Origin of the sequence: Kitasatospora misakiensis (assembly GCF_042656005.1) — a bacterium.
In the GTDB taxonomy this organism is placed as follows: domain Bacteria; phylum Actinomycetota; class Actinomycetes; order Streptomycetales; family Streptomycetaceae; genus Kitasatospora; species Kitasatospora misakiensis.
Window position 1 is genome coordinate 25,446 of sequence record NZ_JBHSOF010000030.1, and the last position, 23,997, is coordinate 49,442.

Genomic DNA, 23,997 nt, shown 5'->3' on the forward strand with positions numbered 1-23,997 from the left:
CTGGCCGAAACCCCTTTGACGGGCCATGATGCCGTGCGGGTACCCCTGTTCACCCGGGGGTACCGCACCGCCGTCCCCCCGACCAGGGAGCCCGATTGCCTCCGCTGCCCCCGACCAGCACGCCCCCGACCCGCGGCAGCGCCCCGCGCGAGGTCGACCCGCTCTTCCTCGCCTACCCGCTGCGTGTCCTGGCCGACGCCGCCCTCACCCGGGCCCGCGAACTCGGCGCCACGCACGCCGACTTCCGCCTGGAGCGGGTCCGCAGCGCCTCCTGGCGGCTGCGCGACGCCCGCCCGGCCGGCACCTCCGACAGCGTCCAGCTCGGCTTCGCCGTCCGGGTGCTGCTGGACGGCGCCTGGGGCTTCGCCGCCGGGGTGGACCTCACGACGGACGCGGCGGCGCGGGTGGCCGAGCAGGCCGTCGCGGTGGCCCGGCTGTCCGGCGGGATCAGCCGCGCGGCGGGATCGGCGGAGCGGGTGGAGCTGGCCGCGGAGCCGGTCCACCGGGACGTCACCTGGGTGTCCGCGTACGAGGTGAACCCCTTCGAGGTGCCGGACGCCGAGAAGACCGCACTGCTCGCCGGGTGGAGCTCCCGGCTGCTGGCCGCCGAGGGCGTCTCGCACGTCCAGGCGACCCTGCTGACCGTCCAGGAGAACAAGTTCTACGCGGACACCGCCGGCACCGTCACCACCCAGCAGCGGATCCGGCTGCACCCGGTGCTGGAGGCCACCTCGGTGGACGGCCGTACCGGCGCCTTCGAGTCGATGCGCACCCTGGCGCCGCCGGTGGGGCGGGGCTGGGAGTACCTGACGGGAGCGCCGGGGTCGCCGGGCCTGCCTGGCGCCGGCTGGGACTGGGACGCCGAACTCGCCGAGCTGCCCGTCCTGCTGGCCGAGAAGCGGAAGGCGCCGAGCGTCGAGCCGGGCCGCTACGACCTGGTCATCGACCCGTCCAACCTCTGGCTGACCATCCACGAGTCGATCGGCCACGCCACCGAGCTGGACCGCGCCCTCGGCTACGAGGCCGCCTACGCCGGCACCTCCTTCGCCACCTTCGACCAGCTCGGCTCGCTCCGGTACGGCTCCGAGCTGATGCACGTCACCGGCGACCGCACCGCCGAGCACGGCCTGTCCACCGTCGGCTACGACGACGAGGGGGTGGCCGCGCAGTCCTGGGACCTCGTCAAGGACGGCGTGCTGGTCGGCTACCAGCTCGACCGGGCGATGGCCGAGCTCAAGGGCTTCGGCCGCTCCAACGGCTGCGCCTACGCCGACTCCCCCGCGCACGTCCCGGTGCAGCGGATGGCCAACGTCTCGCTCCAGCCAGCCGCCGACGGCCCGTCCACCGAGGGCCTGTTCGCGGGCGTCGAGAACGGCCTGTACATCGTCGGCGACCGCTCCTGGTCGATCGACATGCAGCGCTACAACTTCCAGTTCACCGGCCAGCGCGCGTACGCCATCAAGAACGGCGAACTCGCCGGCCAGGTCAAGGACTTCGCCTACCAGGCGACCACCACCGACTTCTGGGGCTCGATGACGGCCGTCGGCGGCCCGCAGACCTACGTGCTGGGCGGCGCCTTCAACTGCGGCAAGGCGCAGCCCGGCCAGGTCGCCGCGGTCAGCCACGGCTGCCCCTCGGCGCTGTTCCGCAACGTCAACGTGCTCAACACCCAGCAGGAGGCGGGTCACTGATGGCCGCGACGCAGCCCCACGAACTCGTCGAGCTGGCGCTCGGCCTCTCCCGCGCCGACGGCTGCGTGGTGATCGCCGACGAGGAGTCGACCGCCAACCTGCGCTGGGCCGGCAACGCCCTCACCACCAATGGCGTCACCCGGGGCCGCCGGCTCACCGTGATCGCCACGGTGGCCGGCGCCGAGGGCACCGCCTCCGGCGTGGTCTCCCGCGAGGCCGTCGTGGCGGACGAGGTGGCGGAGTTGGTCCTGGCCGCCGAGGAGGCCGCCCGCGCAGCCGGTCCGGCCGAGGACGCCCAGCCGCTGGTCACCGCCGCCGAGCAGACGAACTCGCCGCACTTCACCGAGCCGCCGGCGGAGACCTCGATCGAGGTGTTCGAGCGGCTCGCGCCCGCCCTCGGCCGGGCCTTCGCCGAGGCCGCCGGGCAGGGCGAGCTGCTGTACGGCTTCGCCCGGCACGAGCTGGTCTCCAGCTACCTGGGCACCTCCACCGGCCTGCGGCTGCGGCACGACCAGCCGACCGGCACGGTCGAGCTGAACGCCAAGACCGCCGACCTGTCCGCCTCGGCCTGGGTCGGCGCCGCCACCCGGGACTTCGCCGACGTCGACGTCACGGCGCTGCACGCCGAGGCGACCCGGCGGCTCGGCTGGGGCGCGCGGAAGATCGACCTGCCGGCCGGCCGGTACGAGACGCTGCTGCCGCCGTCCGCCGTCGCCGACCTCATGGTGTACCTGGCCTGGTCGTCGGGCGGCCGGGACGCCTTCGAGGGCCGGACGGTCTTCTCCCGGCCCGGCGGCGGCACCCGGATCGGCGACAAGCTGGCCGGGCTGCCGCTGACGCTGCGCTCCGACCCGGCCGAGCCGGGCCTGGAGTCCGCGCCGTTCGTGCTGGCCCACGCCAGCGAGGACGAGGCCTCGGTGTTCGACAACGGCCTGCCGCTGACCGCCACCGACTGGATCCGGGACGGCGAGCTGGCCTCGCTGGTCACCAGCCGCCACTCGGCCACGCTGGGCGGCCTGCCGCTGCGCCCGGCGGTCGACAACCTCGTCCTGGAGACGGCCGGCCAGGAGGCCGCGCCGACCCTGGAGGAGATGATCGCCCGCACCGAGCGCGGCCTGCTGCTCACCTGCCTCTGGTACATCCGCGAGGTGGACCCGGCGACCCTGCTGCTGACCGGACTGACCCGGGACGGCGTCTACCTGGTGGAGAACGGCCAGGTGGTCGGGGCGGTCAACAACTTCCGCTTCAACGAGTCGCCGGTGGACCTGCTCGGCCGGATCACCGAGGTGGGCCGCACGGAGCGCTGCCTGCCGCGCGAGTGGGGCGACTGGTTCACCCGGACGGCGATGCCGCCGGTCCGGGTCGCGGGCTTCAACATGAGTTCGGTCAGCCAGGCCTCGTAGGTTCTGGCATCCAGGGAGGGATCGAGGGGCGTGGACGAGAAGCGCACGGTCAAGACGAGCAAGATGCTGTCGCGGATCCTGCGGCACGAGCCGGAGCGGGTCGGGATCGCCCTGGACCCGGCCGGCTGGGTGCGGGTGGACGTGCTGCTCGCCGCGCTGGCGGCCCGGGGCAACCGGCTGACCAGGGCGGAGCTGGACCACGTGGTGGCGACCAACAACAAGCGCCGCTTCGCCTACTCGCCGGACGGCCTCTCGATCCGGGCCAGCCAGGGGCACACGGTGGCGGTCGATCTCGGTCTGGCCGCCACCGAGCCCCCGCCGGTGCTGTTCCACGGCACGGCGACCAGGAGCCTGGGCGCGATCCTCCGGGAGGGGCTGCGCCCGATGGCCCGCCGGGACGTCCACCTGTCCGCGGACGCCGCGACGGCCACCGGGGTGGGCGCCCGGCACGGCCGCCCGGTGGTGCTCCTGGTGGACGCGGCCGCGATGGCCGCGGCGGGTCACGAGTTCCGGGTGAGCGCCAACGGGGTCTGGCTGACGGACGCGGTGCCGCCGGAGTACCTCTCCCAGGCCCAATAGGGCGTGTCCGCCGGGGCCGGTCTCGTCGCCCGCCCCCTCCGGGCGTACGGTGAGATGGCCGCGCGGCGAGGCGCGCGGGCGCGTGGACGAGGGCGGTAGGGACATGGGCAAGAGCACCGAGGCCGAGCAGGTCTACCGGATCACGGGGGCCCGCAGCAGCCTCACCGACGACGTCCGCGGGCGGCAGCGCCGGTACGTCGCCTCGATGCTGCTGCGGACGGTCTGCGTCCTGCTCGCGGTGGTGCTGTGGGACGTGCAGCGGTGGCTCGCGGTCGCGGCGCTGGCGGGCGGGGTGCTGCTGCCGTACTTCGCGGTGCTGCTCGCCAACGCGGGCCGGGAGCGCGCCCCGGGCCTGCCGTCCACCTTCGACCTGCCGCCGGAGACGCCGCTGATGCTGGGCCCCGGCGGCACCGGTGGCGGCGGTGCGAATGTGACGCACGGTGCCGATGGGGCCGGCCGTGTGCCCACCGATTCTTCACAGAGCCGGAACTGACTGCCCGTTTTAGTCTACTTTCAACCGCTTGTCGAGGCGGAAAGCTCAAAAGAAGCTCAGATTAATCATGCAAGACCTCCCCATACCCTGCCCAGGCCGTGACATACTGCGTACGCGCTCCGCATCCCCCGTCGGAGCGACGGACCGACGCCGGGCGGCTCCCCCCGTGGCTGCCCGGCGTCGCCTTTTTTTGGGGCTCGGCTCGCCTCCGGGGCGCTCGCGGGAGTGCCTGGCGGGGGTCACTGCGGGGTAGGTGGGGCGTGACAGACTGGCGGTGACGACACCCGCCGACCGCCCGAGGACTCCCGATGCTGCTCCCCGACGCCCCTCAGCCGCAGAGCCCGATCTGCTCCGCCAAGGGCTGCCGCGCGGACGCCGTCTGGGTCCTGGTCTGGAACAACCCCAAGCTGCACACCCCGGAGCGCCGCAAGACCTGGCTCGCCTGCGACGAGCACCGCGAGCACCTCTCGCAGTTCCTCGGTGTCCGGGGCTTCCTCAAGGAGGTCCTCCCCTTCGCCGAATGGACCCCCACCGAGGGCTAGGCTCTTCAGCCGCCGATCGCCGACATCGGGCGGGCGGGCTGGTGGAAGTCGGGGGCGTCGATGCCGGCGCCGGCCTTCTTGCCCCACATCGCCGCGCGCCAGAGGGCGGCCAGTTCGGCGTCGTCGGCGCCGGAGCGCAGCGCGGTGCGCAGATCGGTCTCGCCGGTGGCGAAGAGGCAGTTGCGGACCTGGCCGTCGGCGGTGAGCCGGGTGCGGTCGCAGGCGCGGCAGAACGGGCGGGTCACCGAGGCGATCACGCCGACCCGGGCCGGGCCGCCGTCGACCAGCCAGCGTTCGGCGGGGGCCGCGCCGCGGGTGGCGGAGGGCTCGGGGGTCAGCTCGAAGCGGGCCGACAGCCGCTCCAGGATCTCCTCGGCGGTGATCATCGCGGAGCGGTCCCAGCCGTGCTGGGCGTCCAGCGGCATCTGCTCGATGAACCGCAGCTCGTAGCCGCGCTCCAGGCACCAGGCGAGCAGCGCGGGCGCCTCCTCCTCGTTGACCCCGCGCATCAGCACCGCGTTGAGCTTGACCGGGGTGAGCCCGGCGGCCTCGGCGGCGGCCAGGCCGTTCAGGACGTCGTGGTGGCGGTGGCGCCGGGTGAGGGTGTGGAAGGTGTCCGGGTCGAGGGTGTCGAGCGAGACGTTGACCCGGTCCAGGCCGGCCGCGCGCAGCGCCTCCGCGGTCCGGGCGAGCCCGATGCCGTTGGTGGTGAGCGAGAGCTCGGGGCGCGGGTCGAGGGCGGCGCAGGCCTGGACGATGCCGACCAGCCCGGGGCGCAGCAGCGGTTCGCCGCCGGTGAAGCGGACCTCCTGGACGCCGAGGTCGCGCACCGCGACGGTGACCAGCCGGACGATCTCCTCGTCGGCGAGCAGTTCGGGCTTGGCCAGCCACTGGAGGCCCTGCTCGGGCATGCAGTAGGTGCAGCGCAGGTTGCACCGGTCGGTGAGGGAGACCCGGAGGTCGACGGCGCGGCGGCCGAAGGTGTCGAGCAGCACGGCGGTCCCTTCCCGAGTGAGGTGCCGCCTGGGGAGCGGCCGGCCCGGCCACCGTCACGGCGGGGCCGGGCCAGCTTAGTCTTCACCCGCCCGTCAGTGGGCGCCCAGTCCGGTCAGTGAGCGGACCTCCAGTTCAGCGTACTTCGCCGGGTCGGCCTGTTCACGGGAGAGCACGGTGCCGATCCAGCCCGCGAGGAAGCCGACCGGGATGGAGACCAGGCCGGGGTTCTCCAGCGGGAACCAGTGGAAGTCGGAGTGCGCGAAGAGCGAGTTCTTCCCGCCCGAGACGACCGGCGAGAAGAACACCAAAACCACCGAGCTGATCAGTCCGGCGTAGACGGAGCTGACCGCGCCGACGGTGTTGAACCGCTTCCAGAAGAGCGAGTACAGCAGGGTGGGCAGGTTCGCCGAGGCGGCGACCGCGAAGGCCAGGGCGACCAGGGCGGCGGTGTTGAGCTTGTCGGCGAAGAGGCTGAGCACGATCGCCACCGCGCCGATACCGGCGGCGGCCCACTTGGCCACGTGCACCTCCTCGCGCTCGGAGACCTTGCCGCGCCGGATGACGTTGGCGTAGAGGTCGTGGGCGAAGGAGGCCGAGGAGGCGAGGGTGAGCCCGGCGACCACGGCGAGGATGGTGGCGAAGGCCACCGCGGAGATCACCGCGAGGAGGACGGCGCCGCCGGTGGTGCCCGCGCCGCCGCCCAGGTTCTCGGCGAGCAGCGGGGCGGCGGTGTTGCCCGCCGCGTTGGAGGCCTTGATGGTCTTCGGGCCGACCAGGGCGGCGGCGCCGAAGCCGAGCGCGAGGGTCATCAGGTAGAAGCCGCCGATGATGCCGATCGCCCAGAGCACGGACTTCCGGGCGGCCTTGGCGGTGGGCACGGTGTAGAAGCGGACCAGGATGTGCGGCAGCCCGGCGGTGCCCAGGACGAGCGCGAGGCCGAGGCTGATGAAGTCGAGCTTGCTGGTGCCGGTGGCGCCGTACTTCAGCCCCGGCTCCAGGAAGGCGTTGGCCTTGCCGCTGGCGTCGGCGGCGGCGCCGAGCAGGCTGGAGATGTTGAAGTTGTACTTGGCCAGCACCAGGACGGTCATCAGGGCGGTGCCGGCGATCAGCAGGACGGCCTTGACGATCTGCACCCAGGTGGTGCCCTTCATCCCCCCTATGGCGACGTAGAGGACCATCAGCGCGCCGACCGCGACGATGGTCCACCGCTTGGCGCCGTCCCCGCTGACCCCGAGGAGCAGGGCGACCAGGCTGCCGGCGCCGACCATCTGGGCGAGCAGGTAGAAGATCGACACCACGATGGTGGAGATGCCGGCGGCGGTGCGCACCGGGCGCTGGCGCATCCGGAAGGCCAGCACGTCGGCCATGGTGTAGCGGCCGGAGTTGCGCAGCGGTTCGGCGACCAGCAGCAGCGCGACCAGCCAGGCCACCAGGAAGCCGATGGAGTAGAGGAAGCCGTCGTAGCCGAACAGCGCGATGGCGCCGGCGATGCCGAGGAAGGACGCCGCGGACATGTAGTCGCCGGAGATGGCGAGGCCGTTCTGGAAGCCGGAGAAGCCGCGGCCGCCGGCGTAGAAGTCGGCGGCGTCCTTGGTCTGCCGGCCGGCCCAGACGGTGATGCCGAGGGTGGCGAGCACGAAGACCCCGAACAGGGTCATCGTGAGGCCGCGGTGGTCGGTGGCGGATGTGGCGAGCAGGTTCATTCGGCGGCCTCCCGGGGGGCGTGGACGACGGCGCCGCGCGCCTCGCGGATGGCGGCCGCGGGCGGGTCCAGCCTCCGGTCGGCGTAGCGCGCGTACCAGGCCGCGATGGTGAAGGTGGTGACGAACTGCAGCAGTCCGAGGACGAGGGCGACGTTGATGTGTCCGACGACCTTGGTGCCCATCAGGCCGGGGGCGTAGCTGGAGAGCAGGACGTAGAGCAGGTACCAGAGCACGAAACCGATGGTGACCGGGAACGCGAAGCTCCGGAACGAGTACCGCAGGGTGCGGAACTCCGCGCTCTCCTCGATGAGTTGGGTTTCGGCGGCGGTGGTGTCGATCGGCGGCGATTCCACTCTGACTCCTCACTCGTTCGGCGTAGTGGTCGCACCAGTGGAACGGTCGGACGTGAGCGGAGTCACAGTCCGGATGCGCGCCGCGCAATGCTAGGAGGGTGGCGCGTCAGCCGAAAGGGGTTGACCGTGACCAGCCAGACCTTCACCCCTCTGCACTAACCGATTGGCCGAAAACCACCTATCCGGGCATGCCGAAGGGGCGGCGCCGACGAGTCGGTGCCGCCCCTGGCAGTGCGTCAGAACCCCGGTGGATCAGAAGGCGATCCGCACCTTCAGCGCCGAGCGGTCGTCCATCGCGCGGTAGCCGTCCGGGACGCCGTCCAGGTCCACCGTGCGGTCGAAGACCAGGCCCGGCTCGATGGCGCCGGAGAGGACGTCCGGCAGCAGCTCGGGGATGTAGGCGCGGGCGGGCGCGACGCCGCCGTTGAGCGAAACATTTCGGCCGAACATCTGACCGATGTCCACGCCCGCGCTGCCGCCGTGCGGCACACCCACGTAGCCGACCGCGCCGCCGTCCCGGGCGATCGACAGGGCGGTACGCATCGACTCCTCGGTGCCGACCGCCTCCAGCACGGCGTGCGCGCCGTGCCCGCCGGTCAGCTCGCGGACCGCCTCGACCGCCGCCTCGCCGCGCTCGGCGACCACGTCGGTCGCGCCGAACCGGCGGGCCAGGTCGGTCCGGGCGGTGTGCCGGCCCAGCGCGATGATCCGACCGGCGCCCAGCCGGTGCGCGGCCAGCACCCCGCACAGGCCCACCGCGCCGTCACCGACCACCGCCACCGTCACACCCGGCCGGACCCGCGCCGAGACCGCCGCGTGGTGACCGGTCGCCATCACGTCGGACAGCGCCAGCAGCCCCGGCAGCAGCTTCTCGTCGCCCTGGGCCTCCTTGGGCAGCTTCACCAGGGTGCCGTCCGCGAACGGGACGCGCACCGCCTCGCCCTGCCCGCCGTCCGAGCCGACCTGGCCCCAGAAGCCGCCGTGCGGGCAGGAGGTCTGGAGCCCTTCGCGACAAAAGTCACACGTGCCGTCCGACCAGACGAACGGCGCCACCACCAGGTCGCCCGGACGGAAGTCACGCACCTCGGAGCCGGCCTCCTCGACCACCCCGAGGAACTCGTGCCCGATCCGCTGCCCGGCCACCCTCGCGGCGACCCCGCGGTACGCCCACAGGTCGCTGCCGCAGATGCAGGCGTTCACCACCCGCACCACCGCGTCGGTCGGTTGCTGGACGACCGCGTCCGGCACCTGCTCGATCCGGATGTCGTTGGGGCCGTGGATGACCGTGGCGCGCATGAGGGTTCGTCCTTCGCAGAGGCGTCCGCAGGGGTGTCGCGGACGACCGGAAAACAATCGACCAGGTGTACGACGACTGCACGGCCCACTCTATTCCGGCCGGTCCCGGGCAACATTCCGGACAGCCGCGGGCCCGGGCGGATCGCCCGCCGCGGTCCCCGGCGGGCCTTATTCTGTTGGACCATGTACGCGATCCAGCCCGAGACCCCCGGCGCAGCACCGCGGACCGCTCCCCTTCCGGCTCAGCGGTCCGCCGCGCCCGCCGGCGGTTTCGCGGTGGTGGACGTCGAGACCACCGGCCTCGGCCGGACGGACCGCGTCATCTCGGCGGGCGTCTACCAACTGGACGACGAGGGCGAGGTCACCGACCACTGGTACACCCTGGTCAACCCCGAGCGGGACCCGGGCCCGGTCTGGATCCACGGCCTCACCGGCGACGTGCTGGCCGGCGCGCCCACCTTCCCGGAGATCGCCGAGGAGCTCGCCGAGCGGCTGCGCGGCCGGGTGATGGTCGCCCACAACGCGCTCTTCGACTGGAACATGATCTCCCGCGAGTTCTCCCGGGCCGGCCTGCGCGCCCCGGTCGAGCAGCGGCTGTGCACCATGGTGCTCGCCCGCGACCTGCGGCTGCCGCTGCCCAACGGCAAGCTCTCCTCGCTCGCCGAGTACTTCGGCGTCCGCCAGCGGCAGGCGCACAACGCGCTGGACGACGCCCGGGTGCTCGCCGAGGCCTTCCGCCCCAGCCTGCACCTGGCCCGTTCGGGGGGCGTCCCGCTGCCGCTGCAGTCCTGCGTGGCCGTCACCGACCTCGGCGAGGACGCGCCCGCCTCCCCCTCCCGGGCGTCCTGGACCGGCGCGTCCTACCGCCAGGCCAAGAAGCGCCCGCCCTGCCCGTACCCGAACCCCGGTCGCTGGGAGGACGGCAAGCCGCTGGTCCAGGGCATGCGGGTGGCGTTCACCGGCGACACCGCCACCGACCGCGAGCTGCTGGAGGACCGCGCCGTCGAGGCCGGCCTGCACATCGCCAGCTCGGTGAGCCGGCTCACCAGCCTGCTGGTGACCAACGAGCCGGACAGCTGGAGCGGCAAGGCCCGCCGGGCCCGCGAGGTCGGCACCCCGGTGGTCGGCGAGGACGCCTTCCTCCAGTTGCTGCGCGAGGTCGCCCCGCACCCCGGTGGGTGAGCCCGTTGTGAGCAGGGCGTACCGTGCCCATGTGTACCGTTTTCTGCTCTCCCGGCGCTGGCTGATCACCCTGCTGATCGCCCTGCTGCTGATCCCCACGACGATCCGGCTGGGGTTCTGGCAGCTGCACCGCCACGAGGCACGGGTGGACCGCAACGAGCTGATCGCCCACGCCCTCACCGACCGTCCCGTGCCGTTCGACACCCTGTCGACCGAGCCCGGCTTCGCGGTCCCCAAGGGCCTCACCTGGCGTTCCGTGACGGCCACCGGGCAGTACGACACGGCGCACGAGTTCGTGGTCCGCAAGCGGACCGATTCCGGCGGGGACAAGATCGGCTACTTCGTGGTCACCCCGCTGGTGCTCGCCGACGGCCGCGGCAGCGTCCTGGTCAACCGGGGCTGGGTGGCCTCCGGCGCCTCCGCCGTCGACTACCCGCAGGTCCCGGCCGCACCGGCCGGCCAGGTCACCCTGACCGGCCGGCTGCGCCCCGACGAGGCCGCCACCGGCAGCATCAGGGACCGGGCCGGACTGCCGGACCGGCAGTTCAACCTGATCAGCTCCACCCAGCAGGCCCGGGACACCGGCGCCACCCTGCTGGGCGGCTACCTGGAGCTCACCGCCACCGAGCCGGCCCCGGCCGACCAGCCCGAGCTGCTGCCCGAGCCCGACCACTCCGACATCGGACCGCACATGGCGTACGCGATCCAGTGGTGGCTGTTCACCGCGCTGATCCCGGTCGGGTTCGTGGTGATGGCGCGGCGCGAGGCCAAGGACCGCCGCAAGGAGGCCGCCGAGGCCGAGGGCCTCACGGTCGCCGTCCCCGCCTAGGTCCTGCTCCAGGGACCCTCCGGAGCCTGGCGGCCACCGGTCAGAGCACGTCCTCCAGGTCGCGCAGCAGCCGGGTCTTGCCCCGGGCGCCGACCACCGCCTTCACCGGCTCGCCGCCGCGGAACACCATCAGCGTCGGCATCGACAGCACCCCGTAGGCCGCCTGGGTCTCCGGGTTGTGGTCGACGTCCAGGCTGACCACGGTCAGCCGGTGCGCCTCCTCCCGGGCGATGTCCGCCAGGACGGGCGCCATCTGGTGGCAGGGCGGGCACCAGTCCGCCGTGAAGTCCACCAGCACCGGCCCCTCGGCGGCCAGCACCTCCTGGGCGAAGGTCTCGTCCGTCACCGCCGCCACTCCCGCGATGTGCATCATCTGCTACCTCGTCTCCCCTTCGTTCCGGTCGGGGACCGCCGACGCGGCCCACTCGCACTGCGGCGGCTCCTCGAAGGCCCCGGCGGCCAGCGCGTCGCGCTCCCGCTCGGCCCGGGCGAACTGCTCGGACACCTGGGAGCGGACCTCCTGGAGCCGGGCGATGCACTCGTCCAGTTCGGACAGCTTCTTCCGGTAGACCTCCAGCGAGGCCGGGCAGGAGTCGCCGTGCGGATGACCCGCCTGCAGGCACTCGACGAACGGCCTGGTCTCCTCCAGGCCGAAGCCGAAGTCCTGCAGGGTGCGGATCTGCCGGAGCAGCCGCAGGTCCTCCTCGCCATAGGCGCGGTACCCGTTGCCGGCCCGGCGGGCCGGGAGCAGCCCGAGCTGCTCGTAGTACCGCAGCGCCCGTGTGGTCGTCCCCGCCCGCTTCGCCAGTTCACCGATCCGCATGTCCGGACCCTGCCCTTCCGGCAGCCGTTCGAACGCCGCCGGGAACGACGGTAGACCTTGACGCCGACGTCAACGCCAGCGCCGGTGGCCTGGGGCAGTCCGGTCAGTGCTGGGTGTTGTAGAAGCCGATCAGCACGGCCCCCCACCAGCCGGCCTGCGAGACCAGGGCGGACGCCGCGCCCCGGACGAGCAGCCGGGCCGGGCGCCGTCGCGCCCCGCTACCCGCCGCCCGGGGCCACCCGGCAGGATGGCCCCATGGATCTTGGACTGCAGAACAAGGTGTACGTGGTCACCGGCGCGACCCGGGGCCTGGGCCTGGCGACCGCCCGGGAACTCGCCGCCGACGGCGCCCGGGTGCTGGTCACCGGCCGCGGCACGCCGGCCGTCGACGCCGCCGTCGCCGAACTCGCCGCCCTCGGCGGGCCGGACGCGGTGCACGGACTGGTCGCCGACAACGCCGACCCGGGGACCGCCGACCGGCTGGTCGCCGCCGCCGTCGAGCGCTTCGGCCGGCTCGACGGCATCCTGATCAGCGTCGGCGGACCGCAGGCCGGCCCGGTCGCCACCACCCCCGAGGAGGCGTGGCGGGACGCCTTCGAGTCGGTCTTCCTCGGCGCTCTGCGAATCGCCCGCGCCGCCGCGGCGGCACTCGGCGAGGGCGGCGTGATCGGCTTCGTGCTCTCCGGGTCCGTCCGCCAGCCCATCCCCGGCCTCGGCATCTCCAACGGCCTGCGCCCGGGCCTGGCGATGGCGGCCAAGTCGCTGGCCGACGAGCTCGGGCCGCGCGGCATCCGGGTGGTGGGCCTGCTCCCGGCCCGGATCGACACCGACCGGGTCCGCGAGCTCGACGCGCTCGGCGGCGACGCGGAGGCCTCCCGCGCCCACCACAGCGCCGCGATCCCGCTCGGCCGCTACGGCGCCCCGGAGGAGTTCGGCAAGGTCGCCGCCTTCCTGCTCTCCCCCGCCGCGTCCTACCTCACCGGTGTGATGATCCCCGTGGACGGCGGCGCCCTGCGCGGGCTTTAGGCGCCGGGAGGGCCTGGCCGGGCCCCGGATCAGACCACGCGTGGCTGCTTGCGCCGGCGGTGCTGCCGTCCGGTGACCTCCGGCCGGGCCGCGACCACCCGGATCCGCAGGTCCACCGGCAGCTCCGGCAGCCCCAGACTGGTCCGCGCCCCGGTGCGCGGGCCGGTCTCGAAGTGCTCGGCGAGCGCGGCCGGATCACCGCCCGGAGTCATCCGGACGGCCGCCCGCAACCGGTGGTGCCGGCGCCCGCGGACCAGCCGGACGCCCACCCGCTCGACCTCCGGCAGGACGACCGCCCCGGTCTCCACGGCCTCCTCCAGAGCCCGGGTGCGCAGCCGCAGCCGCAGCCCCGGCACCCCCGGCGTCGGCAGGACGACGGTCGTCGGACCGCTGCGGCGCAGCTGCGCCACGAGCCACCAGGCGGTGCCCACGACGACCACGGCCAGTCCGCCGATCACCGCCGGCCACCACCAGGACTCGCCGACCCACCGGGTGCGCGAGTCCGCGCTCACCACCGGCTGGTCGGGCGAGGTGAGCGGCCACCAGGACGGCGGGTCGAGGCCGAGGCGCCCGTACAGATCGAGCCCGCCCGCCAGCACCAGCACGCCGGCCGCCAGCAGCACCGCCCCGACCACCCCCAGCAGCAGCCGGTTGACCGTCCCCCGGCTCACCCGCCGTCACCGCCCTGCACCTCGGCCGCGGCGTCCGGCCCGGCACCGGCCCGCGCGCGCCGGCGGCGGCCCGCCGTCGTTACGTCCAGCCGCAGCGGCCGGGCCAGCGACACGGCCGCCAGCTCCGTACGCAACCGCCGCTCCACCGAGGCCGGATCGGCCGGGCCGTCGAGCGCGATCCGCACCCGGCGCCGGTTGATCCGCACCTGGAGGTGCTCGACGCCCGGCAGCCCCGCGGCCCGGTCGGCCAGCAGGGCGGCCACCCCGGACCGGTCGATGGCCGCCGAGGTGTCCCCGTGCGGGCGCAGCGACAGCCAGCGGCCCAGCCCGGGGGCGAAGGCCAGCCACAGCAGCCAGCCGCCGAGCAGCGTGGCCGCGCCGGCGCCGAGCAGCACCGCGAGGTCGTCCAGGTGCCGGTTGGCCAGTTCGTCGGCGAGCTCCGCGCGCCACCGCCGGGCCGGGTGCCCGGTCCGCACGGCCACCACGTCGTACAGCAGGGCCACGGCCAGCACCAGCAGCACGGTGGCCACCACGGCGGCGGCCGTGGTCCGCGGCGCGCGCAACCTCGGCACCTTCACCGCCGGCTCCTCGACGGGAGGCTCCTCGACCGCTGGGCGCTCGGCCAACGGCTCCTCAACGGCCGGGCGCTCAGCCGGGTGCTCCTCCGCCGACGGGTGCTCGACCGAGGGCTCCTCAACCGGAGGCGGCTCAGCCGACGGCCGCTCGGCCGGGGGCTCCTCGCTCACGCCCGTCCCTCCGCCCCCGGCCGACCGATCCGGCGCACGACGGCCTGCGGCCGCCGTACGACCGGGCCGGTCATCCAGCAGCCGCCGTGGCAGGCTGGCGCCTGGCCCGGCCCCGGCCGGCCGTGGCTCCAGCCCGGCCCGGTGGACCCCCCGCAGCGCCCGCCACCGGGGGTCCACCCGCCCCGCCGGCCCACGCCGCTCCGCCAGGTGCTCATCCCGCCACCTCCGGCACCAGGTGCTCGATCACCACGACGACCTCGGCCACCCGGGTGCCGGTCAGCGCGCGGACGTCGGCGGTGATCCGGTCCCGGACGGCCCGGGCGAGGGCGGTGAGGTCGGCGGGGAAGGGCAGGTCGAGGGCGACCCGGACGGTGACCGGGGCGCTCGGCGCGGCCGGCCCGGACACCGAGACCTTCGGTGGCCCGCCGCGTCCGGTCCGGCCCTGCCAGGCCTCGGTGAGCGCCTCTCGGGCGGCCCGGGCGGCGATCCGGGCGTAGACGCGGTCGGCGATCCGCAGCCGGCCGCGCGCGCCGGGCTCCCGCCGGGCGGGCGCCGGGACGAGGGCGGCCATCAACGGCGCCGGTCGCGGCTGCGGAGCAGGTCGCCGAGTTCGCCGAGCTCGATGTCGCCCTCCAGCAGCCGGCCGACCACGAATCCGACCACCCCGAGCGCGGCCACCAGCAGGAAGGCCGCGAACCCGCCGAAGTAGCCGGCGAAGCCCAGGGCCATTCCCACCACCAGGCCGACGATGGCCAGGTTCATGCGTTCCACCTCGTCTTCCGCTGCGGACTACTTCAGCTTGGGCCGCTGCCCTGAGGAGGGGGCCTCCTCTTCCTCCTCCACGACGTCGGGCTCGTCGGGCAGGTGGACGTCGTTGACGGCGATGTTGACCTCGACGACCTCCAGCCCGGTCATCCGTTCGACCGCGTCGATGATGTTCTCCCGCACCTGGCGGGCGAGTTCCGGGATGACGACGCCGTACTCGACGACCAGCGCGATGTCGATGGCGGTCTGCTTCTCCCCCACCTCGGCCTTGATGCCGCGCCCGATGCTGCTCCGCCCGCCGGGGACCCGGTCGCGCATCGCGCCGAAGGTGCGGGCGAGGCCGGAGCCGAGGGCGTGGATGCCGCTGACCTCGCGCGCGGCCATCCCGGCGATCTTCTCGACCACGCCGACGGCCAGCGCGGTGCGCCCGCGCTCGCCGACCGCCGTCGCGCCGTCCGCGCCCGTCGGGGACGCGGCGGCACCGGAGGAGGGGTTCTTGTGCAGGGTGGCGGGCGTCGGAGTGTCAGGCATGGCTCATCTCCCGTTGTGCGGCTCCAGCTATATCGCAAATCGCTCCAACTCTGGCATTTCGCCACGACTTCCGCTCCCGGAGCAGCCCGACGGGAGCTACACCGAAGGGCCCGGCCCCATGGGGGATGTCCCCACGGGGCCGGGCCCTGTTCATAGTTCCGGCGGTCAGTCGCCGATGCCGGCCAGGTCGCGCAGCCGGCGGGCCTGCGCCGCCCGTTCGGCCGTGCGCTGCTCGTCGTAGGAGCGGCCGGCGGCGCCCTGGAGCAGGGCCTTGGTCTCGATGACCGCGTCGCGCGGCGCGGCGAGCAGGGCGGCGGCCAGGTCGCGGGCCGCGGCGTCCAGCTCGGCGGCCGGGACGGCCAGGTTGGCCAGGCCGATCGCGGTGGCCTCCGCCGCGCCGACCCAGCGGCCGGTGGCGCAGATCTCCAGCGCCCGGGCGTAGCCGACCAGGTCGGTCAGCGGCTTGGTGCCGGCCAGGTCGGGGACGAGGCCGAGCGAGGTCTCCTTCATGGCGAACTGGACGTCCTCGGCGACCACCCGCAGGTCGCAGCCGAGGGCGAGCTGGAAGCCCGCGCCGACGGCGTGGCCCTGGACGGCGGCGACGGTCACCAGGTCCGGCCGGCGCCACCAGGTGAAGGCGTCCTGGTAGCCGGCGATGGTCTCGTCGAGCTCCTTGTCCTCGGCGGCGGCCAGCTGGAGGAAGCTGGGCTCGCCGGGGATGCCCTCGGGGGTGAACATCGCCCGGTCGAGGCCCGCGGAGAAGGAGACGCCCTCGGCGCGGAGCAGCACCACCCGGACGGTCCCGGGCAGCTCGCGGCCGACGGCGGTGAGGGCGCGCCACATCGCGGGCGACTGGGCGTTGCGTCGCCCGGGCTGACAGAGGGTGACGACGGCGAGGTCACCGTCGATCTCCAGGCGGACGCCGTCCCGCTCCAGGTTCGGGGTCTGCGGATCGGTGGCGGGGGCGGTCATGCGGGAACCTCCGGTGGCGAGGGTGCTTGGCTACCGGAGAGTAACAAAACTGACGGCGCGGCGGCAGGAGCCGGTCGACGGACAGCGCGCGACAGTCGGCGACCGGGTCACGACCGGGTCGCGACATGACGGTCGGCGGCCGGATCGCTCTGGCCGGGAGTGGGCGATCGACGGTCGCCTCCCCGGTCGGCGCCCTGCCGCCGAGTCATTCGTCCGATGGAGTGATGGGGAGTCAGGAACCAGCCCCGGCCGTAGCCTTGTTCTTGCCCCGCGTCGCACCGCCGCGGCCCCGGAGGATGACTCCGGATTCGCTCAGCATTCGGTGCACGAAGCCGTACGAGCGACCGGTCTCCTCCGCGAGGGCACGAATGCTCGCCCCGGAGTCGTACTTCTTCTTGAGATCGGCCGCGAGCTTCTCACGCGCGGCACCGGTCACCCGGCTGCCCTTTTTCAGAGTCTCGGCCACCCGTGCCTCCTCGTAGCGTTGCTCGGTCAGATTCCCATGATCACCCATCCACCGCGTCCTGGCCACCCATTCGACAAGGTCTATGTCGGGAATGGGCGGTCCTGCGGTGGTGATCCGAGCGCACAAGGGCGCTCACGCTGAGTGCACGCCCCCGACGGGCTACCGCCGTTCGGCGCGAATGGGCTGATCAGCAGCATGGGCCCGACCACGATCGAGTGGTGGGCCGACGGAAGCTCCTCAAACGGAATGCGCGACCCCTTCATTCCCGGACACGCCGGAAGGACTAGTTTTTCTGGTCCAGAAAGGGGAGAGGAGGTCTACCGCCCGCCGGACGGCAAGCCGAAGGCCCGGTCGTCCGTACGGACGACCGGGCCTTGACGTGGCGGAATCAGGCCAGCGTGACCAGGTCGGCGTAGGCCGGGCTCCAGAGGTCCTCGACCCCGTCCGGGAGCAGGATGATCCGCTCCGGCTGGAGCGCGTCGACCGCGCCCTCGTCGTGGGTGACCAGCACGACCGCGCCGCTGAACTCGCGCAGCGCGCCGAGGATCTCCTCGCGGCTGGCCGGGTCCAGGTTGTTGGTGGGCTCGTCGAGCAGCAGCACGTTGGCGCTGGAGACCACCAGCGAGGCCAGCGCGAGACGGGTCTTCTCACCGCCGGAGAGCACCCCGGCGGGCTTGTCGACGTCGTCGCCGGAGAACAGGAACGAGCCGAGGATCTTGCGGATCTGCACCAGGTCGGTGTCGGGGGCCGAGGAGCGCATGTTCTCCAGCACCGTGCGCTCCGGGTCCAGGGTCTCGTGCTCCTGGGCGTAGTAGCCGATCTTCAGACCGTGGCCCGGGATCACCTCGCCGGTGTCCGGCTTCTCCACCCCGGCCAGCATCCGCAGCAGGGTGGTCTTGCCGGCGCCGTTGAAGCCCAGCACGACGACCCGGGAGCCCCGGTCGATGGCCAGGTCGACGTCGGTGAAGATCTCCAGCGAGCCGTAGGACTTGGACAGCCCGCTGGCGGTCAGCGGGGTCTTGCCGCACGGGGCCGGGTCCGGGAAGCGCAGCTTGGCGACCTTGTCGTTCATCCGGACCTGCTCCAGGCCGGAGAGCAGCTTGTCGGCGCGGCGGGCCATGTTCTGCGCGGCCACCGTCTTGGTGGCCTTGGCGCGCATCTTGTCGGCCTGCGCGTTCAGCGTCGCGGCCTTCTTCTCGGCGTTGGCCCGCTCGCGCTTGCGGCGCTTCTCGTCGTCCTCGCGCTGCTGCTGGTACTGCTTCCAGCCCATGTTGTAGACGTCGATCGCGGAGCGGTTGGCGTCCAGGTAGAAGACCTTGTTGACGACCGTCTCGACCAGGTCGACATCGTGCGAGATGACGATGAAGCCGCCCTTGTAGGTCTTCAGGAAGTCCCGCAGCCAGACGATCGAGTCGGCGTCGAGGTGGTTGGTGGGCTCGTCGAGCAGCAGCACGTCGGAGTCGGAGAAGAGGATCCGGGCCAGCTCGACGCGGCGGCGCTGGCCACCGGAGAGGGTGTGCAACTGCTGCCCGAGGATGCGGTCCGGCAGGCCCAGCGCGGCGGCGATGGTGGCGGCCTCGGCCTCGGCGGCGTAGCCGCCCTTGGTGAGGAACTCGGTCTCCAGGCGCGCGTACTTCTTCATCGCGTTCTCCTGGGTGGCGCCCTTGCCGTTCGCCATCCGGTCCTCGTTCTCGCGCATCTTGCGCAGCACGGTGTCGAGGCCGCGGGCGGAGAGGATGCGGTCCTTGGCGAGGACGTCGAGGTCGCCGGTGCGCGGGTCCTGCGGCAGGTAACCGACCTCGCCCGAGCGGGTCACCGTGCCGGCCGCGGGGATGCCCTCGCCGGCCAGCACCTTGGTCAGCGTGGTCTTGCCGGCGCCGTTGCGCCCGACCAGACCGATCCGGTCACCGGGGGCGACCTTGAAGCTCGCGGACTCGATCAGGATCCGGGCGCCGGCGCGCAGTTCGAGGCCGTTGGCGGAAATCATGGCTGGGCACTACTCCTGGGACGTGGGCGGGCGACCGGACGGACTCGGGCCGGGGGCGGCGGGAAGGGGCGTCGTCGACGGGCTCGGCGGACCGCACGGGGCGGCGCCGCTCGCCCGCTAGTGCCCGGAGAGAACAGCCATGGCGGCAAGTCTACCGGGCCGCGCGGGCGGCCCCGGAGGGAATTACCCGCCCGGGGTACCGAACCGGGCCGACCGGGCCGCCGCGGAGGGCACGCCTGCCGCGCCTACGGCGCCTGCTGACCGTCCGAATCCGCCGCGCAACCGCCCGCCGGGCGGACGGCGGCGAACGGCTCGGCCGCGCTGCCGCAGGCCGCCTCGGGCGCGGCCGCCCAGGTGTCGAAGACCCGGGGCGCGACGATCGGCCCGTCCGAGATCAGCACCCGGCGGCCGTCCAGCGCCTTCATCGAGACGCCCGGACCGGCGTTCAACTGCCAGCCGGTGCTGTCCATCCGGTAGCCCGTGATCCCGCCGGACACCGGCTGCCCGCTGCTGTTGGCACAGCTGCGCGGGACCAGCACCGCGTAGTCGGTGGCCACCGTGCGCTCCGGGTCGTAGACGCAGTTCCCGGCCGGCTTGGAGTTGTAGCGCAGGTCGCCGTCGGCGTCCCGGAAGCCCATGGTCAGATCGGGCGTGACCACCGCCACCCAGGGCGTGGCCTGCTGGACGGTGCGCAGCGCCGCCGCGGCCCGCGCGACCGCCTGCTGCTTGCGCTGCTCCTCGGTCCGCTTGTCGGGGCCGGGCTCGCCCGAGCCGCGCAGCCACTCCGCCAGGCCGGGCACCGCGCGGTGCCAGCGCACCTGCTGGTCGCCGGGCCGGACCGAGGTGACCAGGCCGTCGTCCCAGACCACCACGGCGTTCTCGCCGGCCATCGCCAGGTAGAGCGCGGTGGCGCCCTCCCGCTGGTAGGACCAGGCGTGCTCGCCGGTGGCCCGGTGGTACGCCTCCAGGCCCGGGCCGACCCGCAGGTCCAGATCGGCCGCGTCCAGGGTCGCGGCGGCGTCCATGCTCGCGTCCGCGGTACCCTTCGCGGCCACCCGGTCGCCGAACGGGACCGGCTTGTTGGCGTGCGCGGCGGCGCCCGCCACAAGGACCAGCAGGACCGCCAGGGCAGGGAGGATCGACCGGGGGCTGAGGGCGCGCGACTTCCAGGACACGGGCGGAGCGTACCTTTCGGCACCCGCGCGAGTCAGCCGGACTTCTCCGTACGGCCGAACGGCGGAACCGCGCCCACCGGTTCCGCGCGCCCCTCCCGCGCGCACCCGGCGACCTGCGCCGTCGGGCCCGGTCCGGCTCCGGCGGGCGCCGGGACGAGGTCTCGCGGTAGGGCCCCCGGGAGCCGGAGGACCGTTACCGAGGTGATATACGGCACACGGCCGGACGGCGTTCGAATATCGCCCACTTTAGAGTGACATTCGGCTTTTTCCCGGCCGGGCGGCCCTACTGTCGGCATTCGGGAGACCACTGTGCGTGGTCATGCCCGACCCCCGCCCAGCCCGCTCCGCCCGGCCCGTGGCACCGTCCGGGGAACCGCCCGAGGAGAGACCATGCGATTCGGCCGCCTGGCGCTGGCCGCCGCCACCCTGCTGCTGCTCACCACGGCCAGCGTCCCGGCCGGGACCCCGCTGAGCCAGACCGAGCGGCACTCGCTCTCCTCCGACGCGATCACGCCGCGCGGGGCCGCCCCCCGCCCGGTGGTGCAGCGGACCCCGCACGAGCCGCCGTTCGGGGCCTTCGTCGGCTCCTGGGACAACTACATCCCGCAGATCGGCCGGTACGCGCAGTGGCTGGGCAACGCCAACCTCCAGGTCGGGCACACCTATCTGGCGGGCAACGGCTGGGCGGACGTCGAGGGCGAGCCGATGGTGCTCGGCATGTGGTCGCAGTGGCGGCTGGCCGACCCGTCCCGGATGCTGATCCTCGGCGTGCCGATGCTGGTGCCCAACGAGGCCAACGTGCCGGACGGCGAGGTGGCCCGGCTGCTCGCCCAGGGCGCGCGCGGCGACTTCGACCGGCACTTCCTGCGGCTGGCCCGGCGGCTGGTCGCCCTCGGCGGCGCGGACACCGTGCTCACCCTCGGCTGGGAGATGAACGGCGTCACCTACACCCACCGCTGCAAGCCCGACCCGGCCGCCTGGAAGACCTACTGGCGGCGGATCGTCACGGTGATGCGCTCGGTGCCCGGTCAGCGCTTCCGCTTCGACTTCACACCCAACCGGGGGCTGGACGCGATCCCGTGGACCAAGTGCTACCCGGGTGACGACGTGGTCGACATCATCGGCATGGACAGCTACGACCAGCCGGCCGGCGGCACCTTCGACGACTACGTGCGCGAGCCGTACGGGCTCCAGGACCAGGTGGAGTTCGCGGCCAAGCGCGGCAAGCCGGTCTCGTACCCGGAGTGGGGGCTGTTCCGCAACGGCGACAACGCCGAGTTCGTGCAGCGGATGGTCGAGTGGATCCGCACCCACGACACCGCCTACCAGACCGTCACCGACTACTGCCCGCACGGGTTCTGGCAGTGCGACCGGAACCCCCGGGCCAGTGCCCGGTTCAGGCAGCTGATGACCGGCTCCAAGGGGGCCCCGGCCACGCCGACGCCGCCGACCGTGCCGGTGGCCCCGAGCGTCCCGGCGCAGCCGACGCCCCCCGCGACGCCGACGCCGCCGGCCTCCCCGACCGCCACCCCGACGGCGCCGCCGAGCCCGGGGCAGCCGTCGCCGTCCGCGGCGCCGACCGCCCCGGCGACGGCGACGGCGCCGAGCTGGCCGTCGCCCTCCGCCGTGCCGTCGCCGAGCCCGACCGCCCGGCCCGGGTGGCACTGGTGGCCGTGGTGGTAGTGGGGCGGGCGGTCAGCCGCGGCGGCGGGCGGCCAGCGACTCCTTGAGCCGCGGCATCCGGGTGGCCACCAGGTGCACCGCCGCCCGCCGGGCGCGGACCGCGCCGCCCCGGGCCGCGGCCGCCGGGGCCGGGCCGCGCGGGCCGAACAGCAGCCGCTGGTTAGGCAGCTGGTCCGGACGCCAGCGCTGCTTGTACGCCTCCTGGCCGCGCAGCAGGCTTATCACCGGGATCCCGGCGCCGAGCGTCTCGTCCAGCGCGGCGCCGAACAGCAGGCCCGCGATGTCCATCCGCTCGCGCAGCTTCGGGTGCGCGCCGTACAGGTAGAGGCCGCTGAAGGACGGGCAGAGCAGCACCAGGTTGACCGCCAGCAGCTCGCCGTCCAGCCAGAACTGGTGGACGGCCGCGCGCCCGGTGGCGATCAGCCCGGCGGTGGACTCGGCGAGGTGCCGGGAGAACCGCTCGGTGCGGTGCTCCGGGGTCACCCCCCGGTCCTCCCACTGGAGGAAGTGCAGCCGCAGCAGCCCCTCCAGCGCCTCCGGTACCTCCTCCGGGGTCGTCGACCGCACCTCGACGCCCGACTCGGCGATCTTGCGCAGCTTGACCCGGCTGCGCTGGGCGGTCTTCCCCGGCACCCGCTTGAGCAGTTGCTCCATCGGGACGGCCGGCAGGTACTGGCAGAGCGAGTCGGCGAACCGGCGGCGCCGGCCGCGCCAGTGCTCGAAGACCCGCTGGACGGCCGCCTCCGGGCGGACCTCGCGCAGCTCCAGGCTGTGCCACGGGCGGGTGAGCGGGAGGACCGCGGCGAACTCGGCGGCGGCCCGGTCGGCGCAGTCGTCGTCGAGCAGGACGTCGGTGAAGTCGATCAGCCCGGCACCGAGGCCGGTCAGTCCGCCGAGCGGGCCGCCGCGGCGCCGGAACGCGCCCGCGCCGACCAGCCGGCCCTCCCGGCGCACCAGCACCACCACCAGGGCGCCGGGGCGTCCGTACTGGCGCCACCAGGAGCGCTGCCAGACCGCGGACTGGAAGAAGGTGGCCGTGCCGCAGCGGCCGACCAGGTCGTCCCACTCCTCGGCGAGGGTGTCCAGGGCGTCGTCCTCCCGGCGCAGCTCGGTGGTCCAGCGGGCCGCGCGGGCCTGGGCGGGGACACCGGTGGTGGGGGTGACGGCCTCGGTGCTCATCGGCCGCTCCCGGCCGCCGCCGCGGCCTTCCCGCCCGCCTTCGGCGCGGTCTTCGTCTCGGTCTTCGCCTCCGTCTTCGCCTCGGTCTTCGCCGCGGCGGGCTCGGGCTTCGTCGGCGCCTCGGTGGACTCGGCCGGGGCCTCCCGGGCCTCGGCCGGGCCGGCGGGCTCGGGGGCCGGACCGGCGGCGCGCGGGCGCGGGGTGGTCGCGGCGGCGGGCACGGCGGGCGCGGTGGGCACGGCGGGCGCGGTGGGCACGGCGGGCGCCTCCTCAGCGGCGTCCCCGGCGCCCCGGCGGCGGGTCATCATCACCAGCGCGCCGAGCAGCACCCCGGCCGCGCCGCCCACCGCGACGTCCAGCTTGCCGGAGGGCGTGGTCGGCCGGTCCGGTTCGGCGGCACCCGCCAGCGGGACCAGCCGGACGCCGGTCTCCCTGGTGCTGCCGTTGGCGAAGGCCACCAGCGAGCGGGCCACCGCGTCGGCCGCGCGGACGGCCTCCGCGGGCTCGGCGCCGGTGCCGGTGATCTCGATCATCGGGGCGTCCGGCGAGGTGGTGCCGTGCACCAGGGCCTCCAGCTCGCCCCGGCTGTGCCCGGTCTCGGCGGCGGCGGCCGCGAGCACCTGCGGCTGGCCGGCCAGCCGCCCGTACGCCTGGGCGAAGTTGACCGCGGTGGCGGCCTCGCCCTGGGTCTCGGCCACCACGATCACATAGGAGTTGGCGGCGTACGAGGGGTGGGCGGCGACGGCGTACCCGGCGCCGGCGGCGGCTCCCAGCGGCACCGCGAGGGCCATCGGCCACCACCGGCCGACCAGCCGACGGGCGCTTCGGCGCGATTCGGTCATGGGGACTCCTTGGATATGAGGGCCGCCCGGCCGGCGGCCCGGCGTCTGCGGGGGTGCCGCCGGC

26 protein-coding genes are annotated in these 23,997 nt (G+C 74.1%); 9 read left to right on the forward strand and 17 right to left on the reverse strand.

The annotated features are described in order from the left end of the window. Nucleotides 1-95 precede the first annotated feature (95 nt). The 5 genes from ACFP3U_RS21985 to ACFP3U_RS22005 all read left to right on the forward strand — a co-directional run bounded on the left by ACFP3U_RS21985 (nt 96) and on the right by ACFP3U_RS22005 (nt 4,708). Nucleotides 96-1,691: a TldD/PmbA family protein gene (locus tag ACFP3U_RS21985; protein WP_380227307.1), complete on the forward strand. Its 1,596-nt coding sequence runs from the start codon at nt 96-98 to the stop codon at nt 1,689-1,691. After that, nucleotides 1,691-3,094 (forward strand): metallopeptidase TldD-related protein, encoded by a 1,404-nt coding sequence (locus ACFP3U_RS21990; protein ID WP_380227309.1) that lies wholly within the window; start codon nt 1,691-1,693, stop codon nt 3,092-3,094. The genes ACFP3U_RS21985 and ACFP3U_RS21990 overlap by 1 nt, the downstream gene beginning before the upstream one ends. A 30-nt stretch (nt 3,095-3,124) precedes the next feature. Then, a complete protein-coding gene (locus tag ACFP3U_RS21995) occupies nt 3,125-3,673 on the forward strand; it encodes an RNA 2'-phosphotransferase (protein WP_380227310.1) in 549 nt (182 codons plus the stop codon). Between the two features lie 103 nt (nt 3,674-3,776). Then, nucleotides 3,777-4,166, forward strand: coding sequence for a DUF3099 domain-containing protein (locus ACFP3U_RS22000; RefSeq protein WP_380227311.1), 390 nt, complete (start codon nt 3,777-3,779; stop codon nt 4,164-4,166). Between the two features lie 308 nt (nt 4,167-4,474). Then, complete coding sequence (locus ACFP3U_RS22005) at nt 4,475-4,708, forward strand: hypothetical protein (RefSeq protein ID WP_380227312.1); 234 nt, start codon at nt 4,475-4,477, stop codon at nt 4,706-4,708. 5 nt (nt 4,709-4,713) lie between these two features. Here ACFP3U_RS22005 and moaA read toward each other — a convergent pair whose 3' ends face one another. The 4 genes from moaA to ACFP3U_RS22025 all read right to left on the reverse strand — a co-directional run bounded on the left by moaA (nt 4,714) and on the right by ACFP3U_RS22025 (nt 9,056). Then, nucleotides 4,714-5,703, reverse strand: a complete 990-nt coding sequence (moaA, locus tag ACFP3U_RS22010) for a GTP 3',8-cyclase MoaA (protein WP_380227313.1) — start codon at nt 5,701-5,703, stop codon at nt 4,714-4,716. A 93-nt stretch (nt 5,704-5,796) separates the two neighbouring features. Next, complete coding sequence (locus ACFP3U_RS22015; RefSeq protein ID WP_380227314.1) at nt 5,797-7,407, reverse strand: solute symporter family protein; 1,611 nt, start codon at nt 7,405-7,407, stop codon at nt 5,797-5,799. After that, entirely contained in the window at nt 7,404-7,760 is a 357-nt protein-coding gene (locus ACFP3U_RS22020; protein ID WP_380227315.1) for a DUF485 domain-containing protein, read from the reverse strand. Before ACFP3U_RS22020 ends, ACFP3U_RS22015 begins: the two co-directional genes overlap by 4 nt. Before the next feature lie 252 nt (nt 7,761-8,012). After that, complete coding sequence (locus ACFP3U_RS22025) at nt 8,013-9,056, reverse strand: zinc-dependent alcohol dehydrogenase family protein (RefSeq protein WP_380227316.1); 1,044 nt, start codon at nt 9,054-9,056, stop codon at nt 8,013-8,015. A gap of 183 nt (nt 9,057-9,239) precedes the next feature. Between ACFP3U_RS22025 and ACFP3U_RS22030 the strand changes: the two genes are divergently transcribed. Both ACFP3U_RS22030 and ACFP3U_RS22035 read left to right on the forward strand, forming a co-directional pair. After that, on the forward strand, nt 9,240-10,238 hold the full coding sequence (locus ACFP3U_RS22030; RefSeq protein WP_380227317.1) for a DEDDh family exonuclease: 999 nt from the start codon (nt 9,240-9,242) through the stop codon (nt 10,236-10,238). A gap of 31 nt (nt 10,239-10,269) precedes the next feature. Further along, nucleotides 10,270-11,067, forward strand: coding sequence for an SURF1 family cytochrome oxidase biogenesis protein (locus ACFP3U_RS22035; protein WP_380227318.1), 798 nt, complete (start codon nt 10,270-10,272; stop codon nt 11,065-11,067). Between the two features lie 40 nt (nt 11,068-11,107). Here ACFP3U_RS22035 and trxA read toward each other — a convergent pair whose 3' ends face one another. Together trxA and ACFP3U_RS22045 are read right to left on the reverse strand one after the other, a co-directional pair. Continuing rightward, entirely contained in the window at nt 11,108-11,440 is a 333-nt protein-coding gene (trxA, locus tag ACFP3U_RS22040) for a thioredoxin (protein WP_380227320.1), read from the reverse strand. Nucleotides 11,441-11,443: 3 nt separating this feature from the next. Next, complete coding sequence (locus tag ACFP3U_RS22045; protein ID WP_380227321.1) at nt 11,444-11,890, reverse strand: MerR family transcriptional regulator; 447 nt, start codon at nt 11,888-11,890, stop codon at nt 11,444-11,446. A 255-nt stretch (nt 11,891-12,145) separates the two neighbouring features. On the opposite strand from ACFP3U_RS22045, the gene ACFP3U_RS22050 reads away from it, so the two are divergent. Next, on the forward strand, nt 12,146-12,916 hold the full coding sequence (locus ACFP3U_RS22050) for an SDR family oxidoreductase (protein ID WP_380227322.1): 771 nt from the start codon (nt 12,146-12,148) through the stop codon (nt 12,914-12,916). A gap of 29 nt (nt 12,917-12,945) precedes the next feature. On the opposite strand, the gene ACFP3U_RS22055 is transcribed toward ACFP3U_RS22050, so the two are convergent. The 9 genes from ACFP3U_RS22055 to ACFP3U_RS22095 form a co-directional block, all read right to left on the reverse strand. Continuing rightward, nucleotides 12,946-13,587, reverse strand: coding sequence for an Asp23/Gls24 family envelope stress response protein (locus ACFP3U_RS22055; protein ID WP_380227323.1), 642 nt, complete (start codon nt 13,585-13,587; stop codon nt 12,946-12,948). After that, nucleotides 13,584-14,333, reverse strand: a complete 750-nt coding sequence (locus ACFP3U_RS22060) for a DUF6286 domain-containing protein (protein WP_380227324.1) — start codon at nt 14,331-14,333, stop codon at nt 13,584-13,586. The genes ACFP3U_RS22055 and ACFP3U_RS22060 overlap by 4 nt, the downstream gene beginning before the upstream one ends. Before the next feature lie 211 nt (nt 14,334-14,544). After that, nucleotides 14,545-14,904 carry a hypothetical protein gene (locus ACFP3U_RS22065; RefSeq protein ID WP_380227325.1) on the reverse strand — a complete coding sequence of 120 codons (360 nt, stop codon included), beginning with the start codon at nt 14,902-14,904 and terminating at the stop codon, nt 14,545-14,547. Continuing rightward, nucleotides 14,904-15,095, reverse strand: coding sequence for a hypothetical protein (locus tag ACFP3U_RS22070; protein ID WP_030398276.1), 192 nt, complete (start codon nt 15,093-15,095; stop codon nt 14,904-14,906). The genes ACFP3U_RS22065 and ACFP3U_RS22070 overlap by 1 nt, the downstream gene beginning before the upstream one ends. A 27-nt stretch (nt 15,096-15,122) precedes the next feature. After that, nucleotides 15,123-15,629 (reverse strand): Asp23/Gls24 family envelope stress response protein, encoded by a 507-nt coding sequence (locus tag ACFP3U_RS22075; RefSeq protein ID WP_380227326.1) that lies wholly within the window; start codon nt 15,627-15,629, stop codon nt 15,123-15,125. Between the two features lie 165 nt (nt 15,630-15,794). Further along, complete coding sequence (locus ACFP3U_RS22080; protein ID WP_380227327.1) at nt 15,795-16,601, reverse strand: enoyl-CoA hydratase/isomerase family protein; 807 nt, start codon at nt 16,599-16,601, stop codon at nt 15,795-15,797. 232 nt (nt 16,602-16,833) lie between these two features. Next, nucleotides 16,834-17,067 (reverse strand): helix-turn-helix domain-containing protein, encoded by a 234-nt coding sequence (locus ACFP3U_RS22085; RefSeq protein ID WP_030059940.1) that lies wholly within the window; start codon nt 17,065-17,067, stop codon nt 16,834-16,836. Nucleotides 17,068-17,455: 388 nt separating this feature from the next. Further along, entirely contained in the window at nt 17,456-19,054 is a 1,599-nt protein-coding gene (locus ACFP3U_RS22090) for an ABC-F family ATP-binding cassette domain-containing protein (protein WP_380227328.1), read from the reverse strand. A gap of 245 nt (nt 19,055-19,299) precedes the next feature. Beyond that, on the reverse strand, nt 19,300-20,229 hold the full coding sequence (locus tag ACFP3U_RS22095) for a PQQ-binding-like beta-propeller repeat protein (RefSeq protein ID WP_380227329.1): 930 nt from the start codon (nt 20,227-20,229) through the stop codon (nt 19,300-19,302). Between the two features lie 390 nt (nt 20,230-20,619). Here ACFP3U_RS22095 and ACFP3U_RS22100 point away from each other — a divergent pair, with 390 nt between their 5' ends. Then, a complete protein-coding gene (locus ACFP3U_RS22100) occupies nt 20,620-21,912 on the forward strand; it encodes a glycoside hydrolase family 26 protein (protein WP_380227330.1) in 1,293 nt (430 codons plus the stop codon). Between the two features lie 12 nt (nt 21,913-21,924). Here ACFP3U_RS22100 and ACFP3U_RS22105 read toward each other — a convergent pair whose 3' ends face one another. Further along, nucleotides 21,925-23,091 carry a GNAT family N-acetyltransferase gene (locus tag ACFP3U_RS22105; protein ID WP_380227332.1) on the reverse strand — a complete coding sequence of 389 codons (1,167 nt, stop codon included), beginning with the start codon at nt 23,089-23,091 and terminating at the stop codon, nt 21,925-21,927. After that, nucleotides 23,088-23,933 (reverse strand): YveK family protein, encoded by an 846-nt coding sequence (locus ACFP3U_RS22110; RefSeq protein WP_380227333.1) that lies wholly within the window; start codon nt 23,931-23,933, stop codon nt 23,088-23,090. The genes ACFP3U_RS22105 and ACFP3U_RS22110 overlap by 4 nt, the downstream gene beginning before the upstream one ends. Nucleotides 23,934-23,997 lie beyond the last annotated feature (64 nt).

Excerpts from the sequence above, each read along its gene's own strand:
- ACFP3U_RS21990 (WP_380227309.1), top strand. The coding sequence starts at position 1,691 with ATGGCCGCGACGCAGCCCCACGAACTCGTCGAGCTGGCGCTCGGCCTC.
- ACFP3U_RS22000 (WP_380227311.1), top strand. The coding sequence starts at position 3,777 with ATGGGCAAGAGCACCGAGGCCGAGCAGGTCTACCGGATCACGGGGGCC.
- ACFP3U_RS22005 (WP_380227312.1), top strand. The coding sequence starts at position 4,475 with ATGCTGCTCCCCGACGCCCCTCAGCCGCAGAGCCCGATCTGCTCCGCC.
- ACFP3U_RS22015 (WP_380227314.1), bottom strand. The coding sequence starts at position 7,407 with ATGAACCTGCTCGCCACATCCGCCACCGACCACCGCGGCCTCACGATG.
- ACFP3U_RS22025 (WP_380227316.1), bottom strand. The coding sequence starts at position 9,056 with ATGCGCGCCACGGTCATCCACGGCCCCAACGACATCCGGATCGAGCAG.
- ACFP3U_RS22030 (WP_380227317.1), top strand. The coding sequence starts at position 9,240 with ATGTACGCGATCCAGCCCGAGACCCCCGGCGCAGCACCGCGGACCGCT.
- trxA (WP_380227320.1), bottom strand. The coding sequence starts at position 11,440 with ATGATGCACATCGCGGGAGTGGCGGCGGTGACGGACGAGACCTTCGCC.
- ACFP3U_RS22045 (WP_380227321.1), bottom strand. The coding sequence starts at position 11,890 with ATGCGGATCGGTGAACTGGCGAAGCGGGCGGGGACGACCACACGGGCG.
- ACFP3U_RS22050 (WP_380227322.1), top strand. The coding sequence starts at position 12,146 with ATGGATCTTGGACTGCAGAACAAGGTGTACGTGGTCACCGGCGCGACC.
- ACFP3U_RS22065 (WP_380227325.1), bottom strand. The coding sequence starts at position 14,904 with ATGGCCGCCCTCGTCCCGGCGCCCGCCCGGCGGGAGCCCGGCGCGCGC.
- ACFP3U_RS22070 (WP_030398276.1), bottom strand. The coding sequence starts at position 15,095 with ATGAACCTGGCCATCGTCGGCCTGGTGGTGGGAATGGCCCTGGGCTTC.
- ACFP3U_RS22075 (WP_380227326.1), bottom strand. The coding sequence starts at position 15,629 with ATGCCTGACACTCCGACGCCCGCCACCCTGCACAAGAACCCCTCCTCC.
- ACFP3U_RS22080 (WP_380227327.1), bottom strand. The coding sequence starts at position 16,601 with ATGACCGCCCCCGCCACCGATCCGCAGACCCCGAACCTGGAGCGGGAC.
- ACFP3U_RS22090 (WP_380227328.1), bottom strand. The coding sequence starts at position 19,054 with ATGATTTCCGCCAACGGCCTCGAACTGCGCGCCGGCGCCCGGATCCTG.
- ACFP3U_RS22100 (WP_380227330.1), top strand. The coding sequence starts at position 20,620 with ATGCGATTCGGCCGCCTGGCGCTGGCCGCCGCCACCCTGCTGCTGCTC.
- ACFP3U_RS22105 (WP_380227332.1), bottom strand. The coding sequence starts at position 23,091 with ATGAGCACCGAGGCCGTCACCCCCACCACCGGTGTCCCCGCCCAGGCC.
- ACFP3U_RS22110 (WP_380227333.1), bottom strand. The coding sequence starts at position 23,933 with ATGACCGAATCGCGCCGAAGCGCCCGTCGGCTGGTCGGCCGGTGGTGG.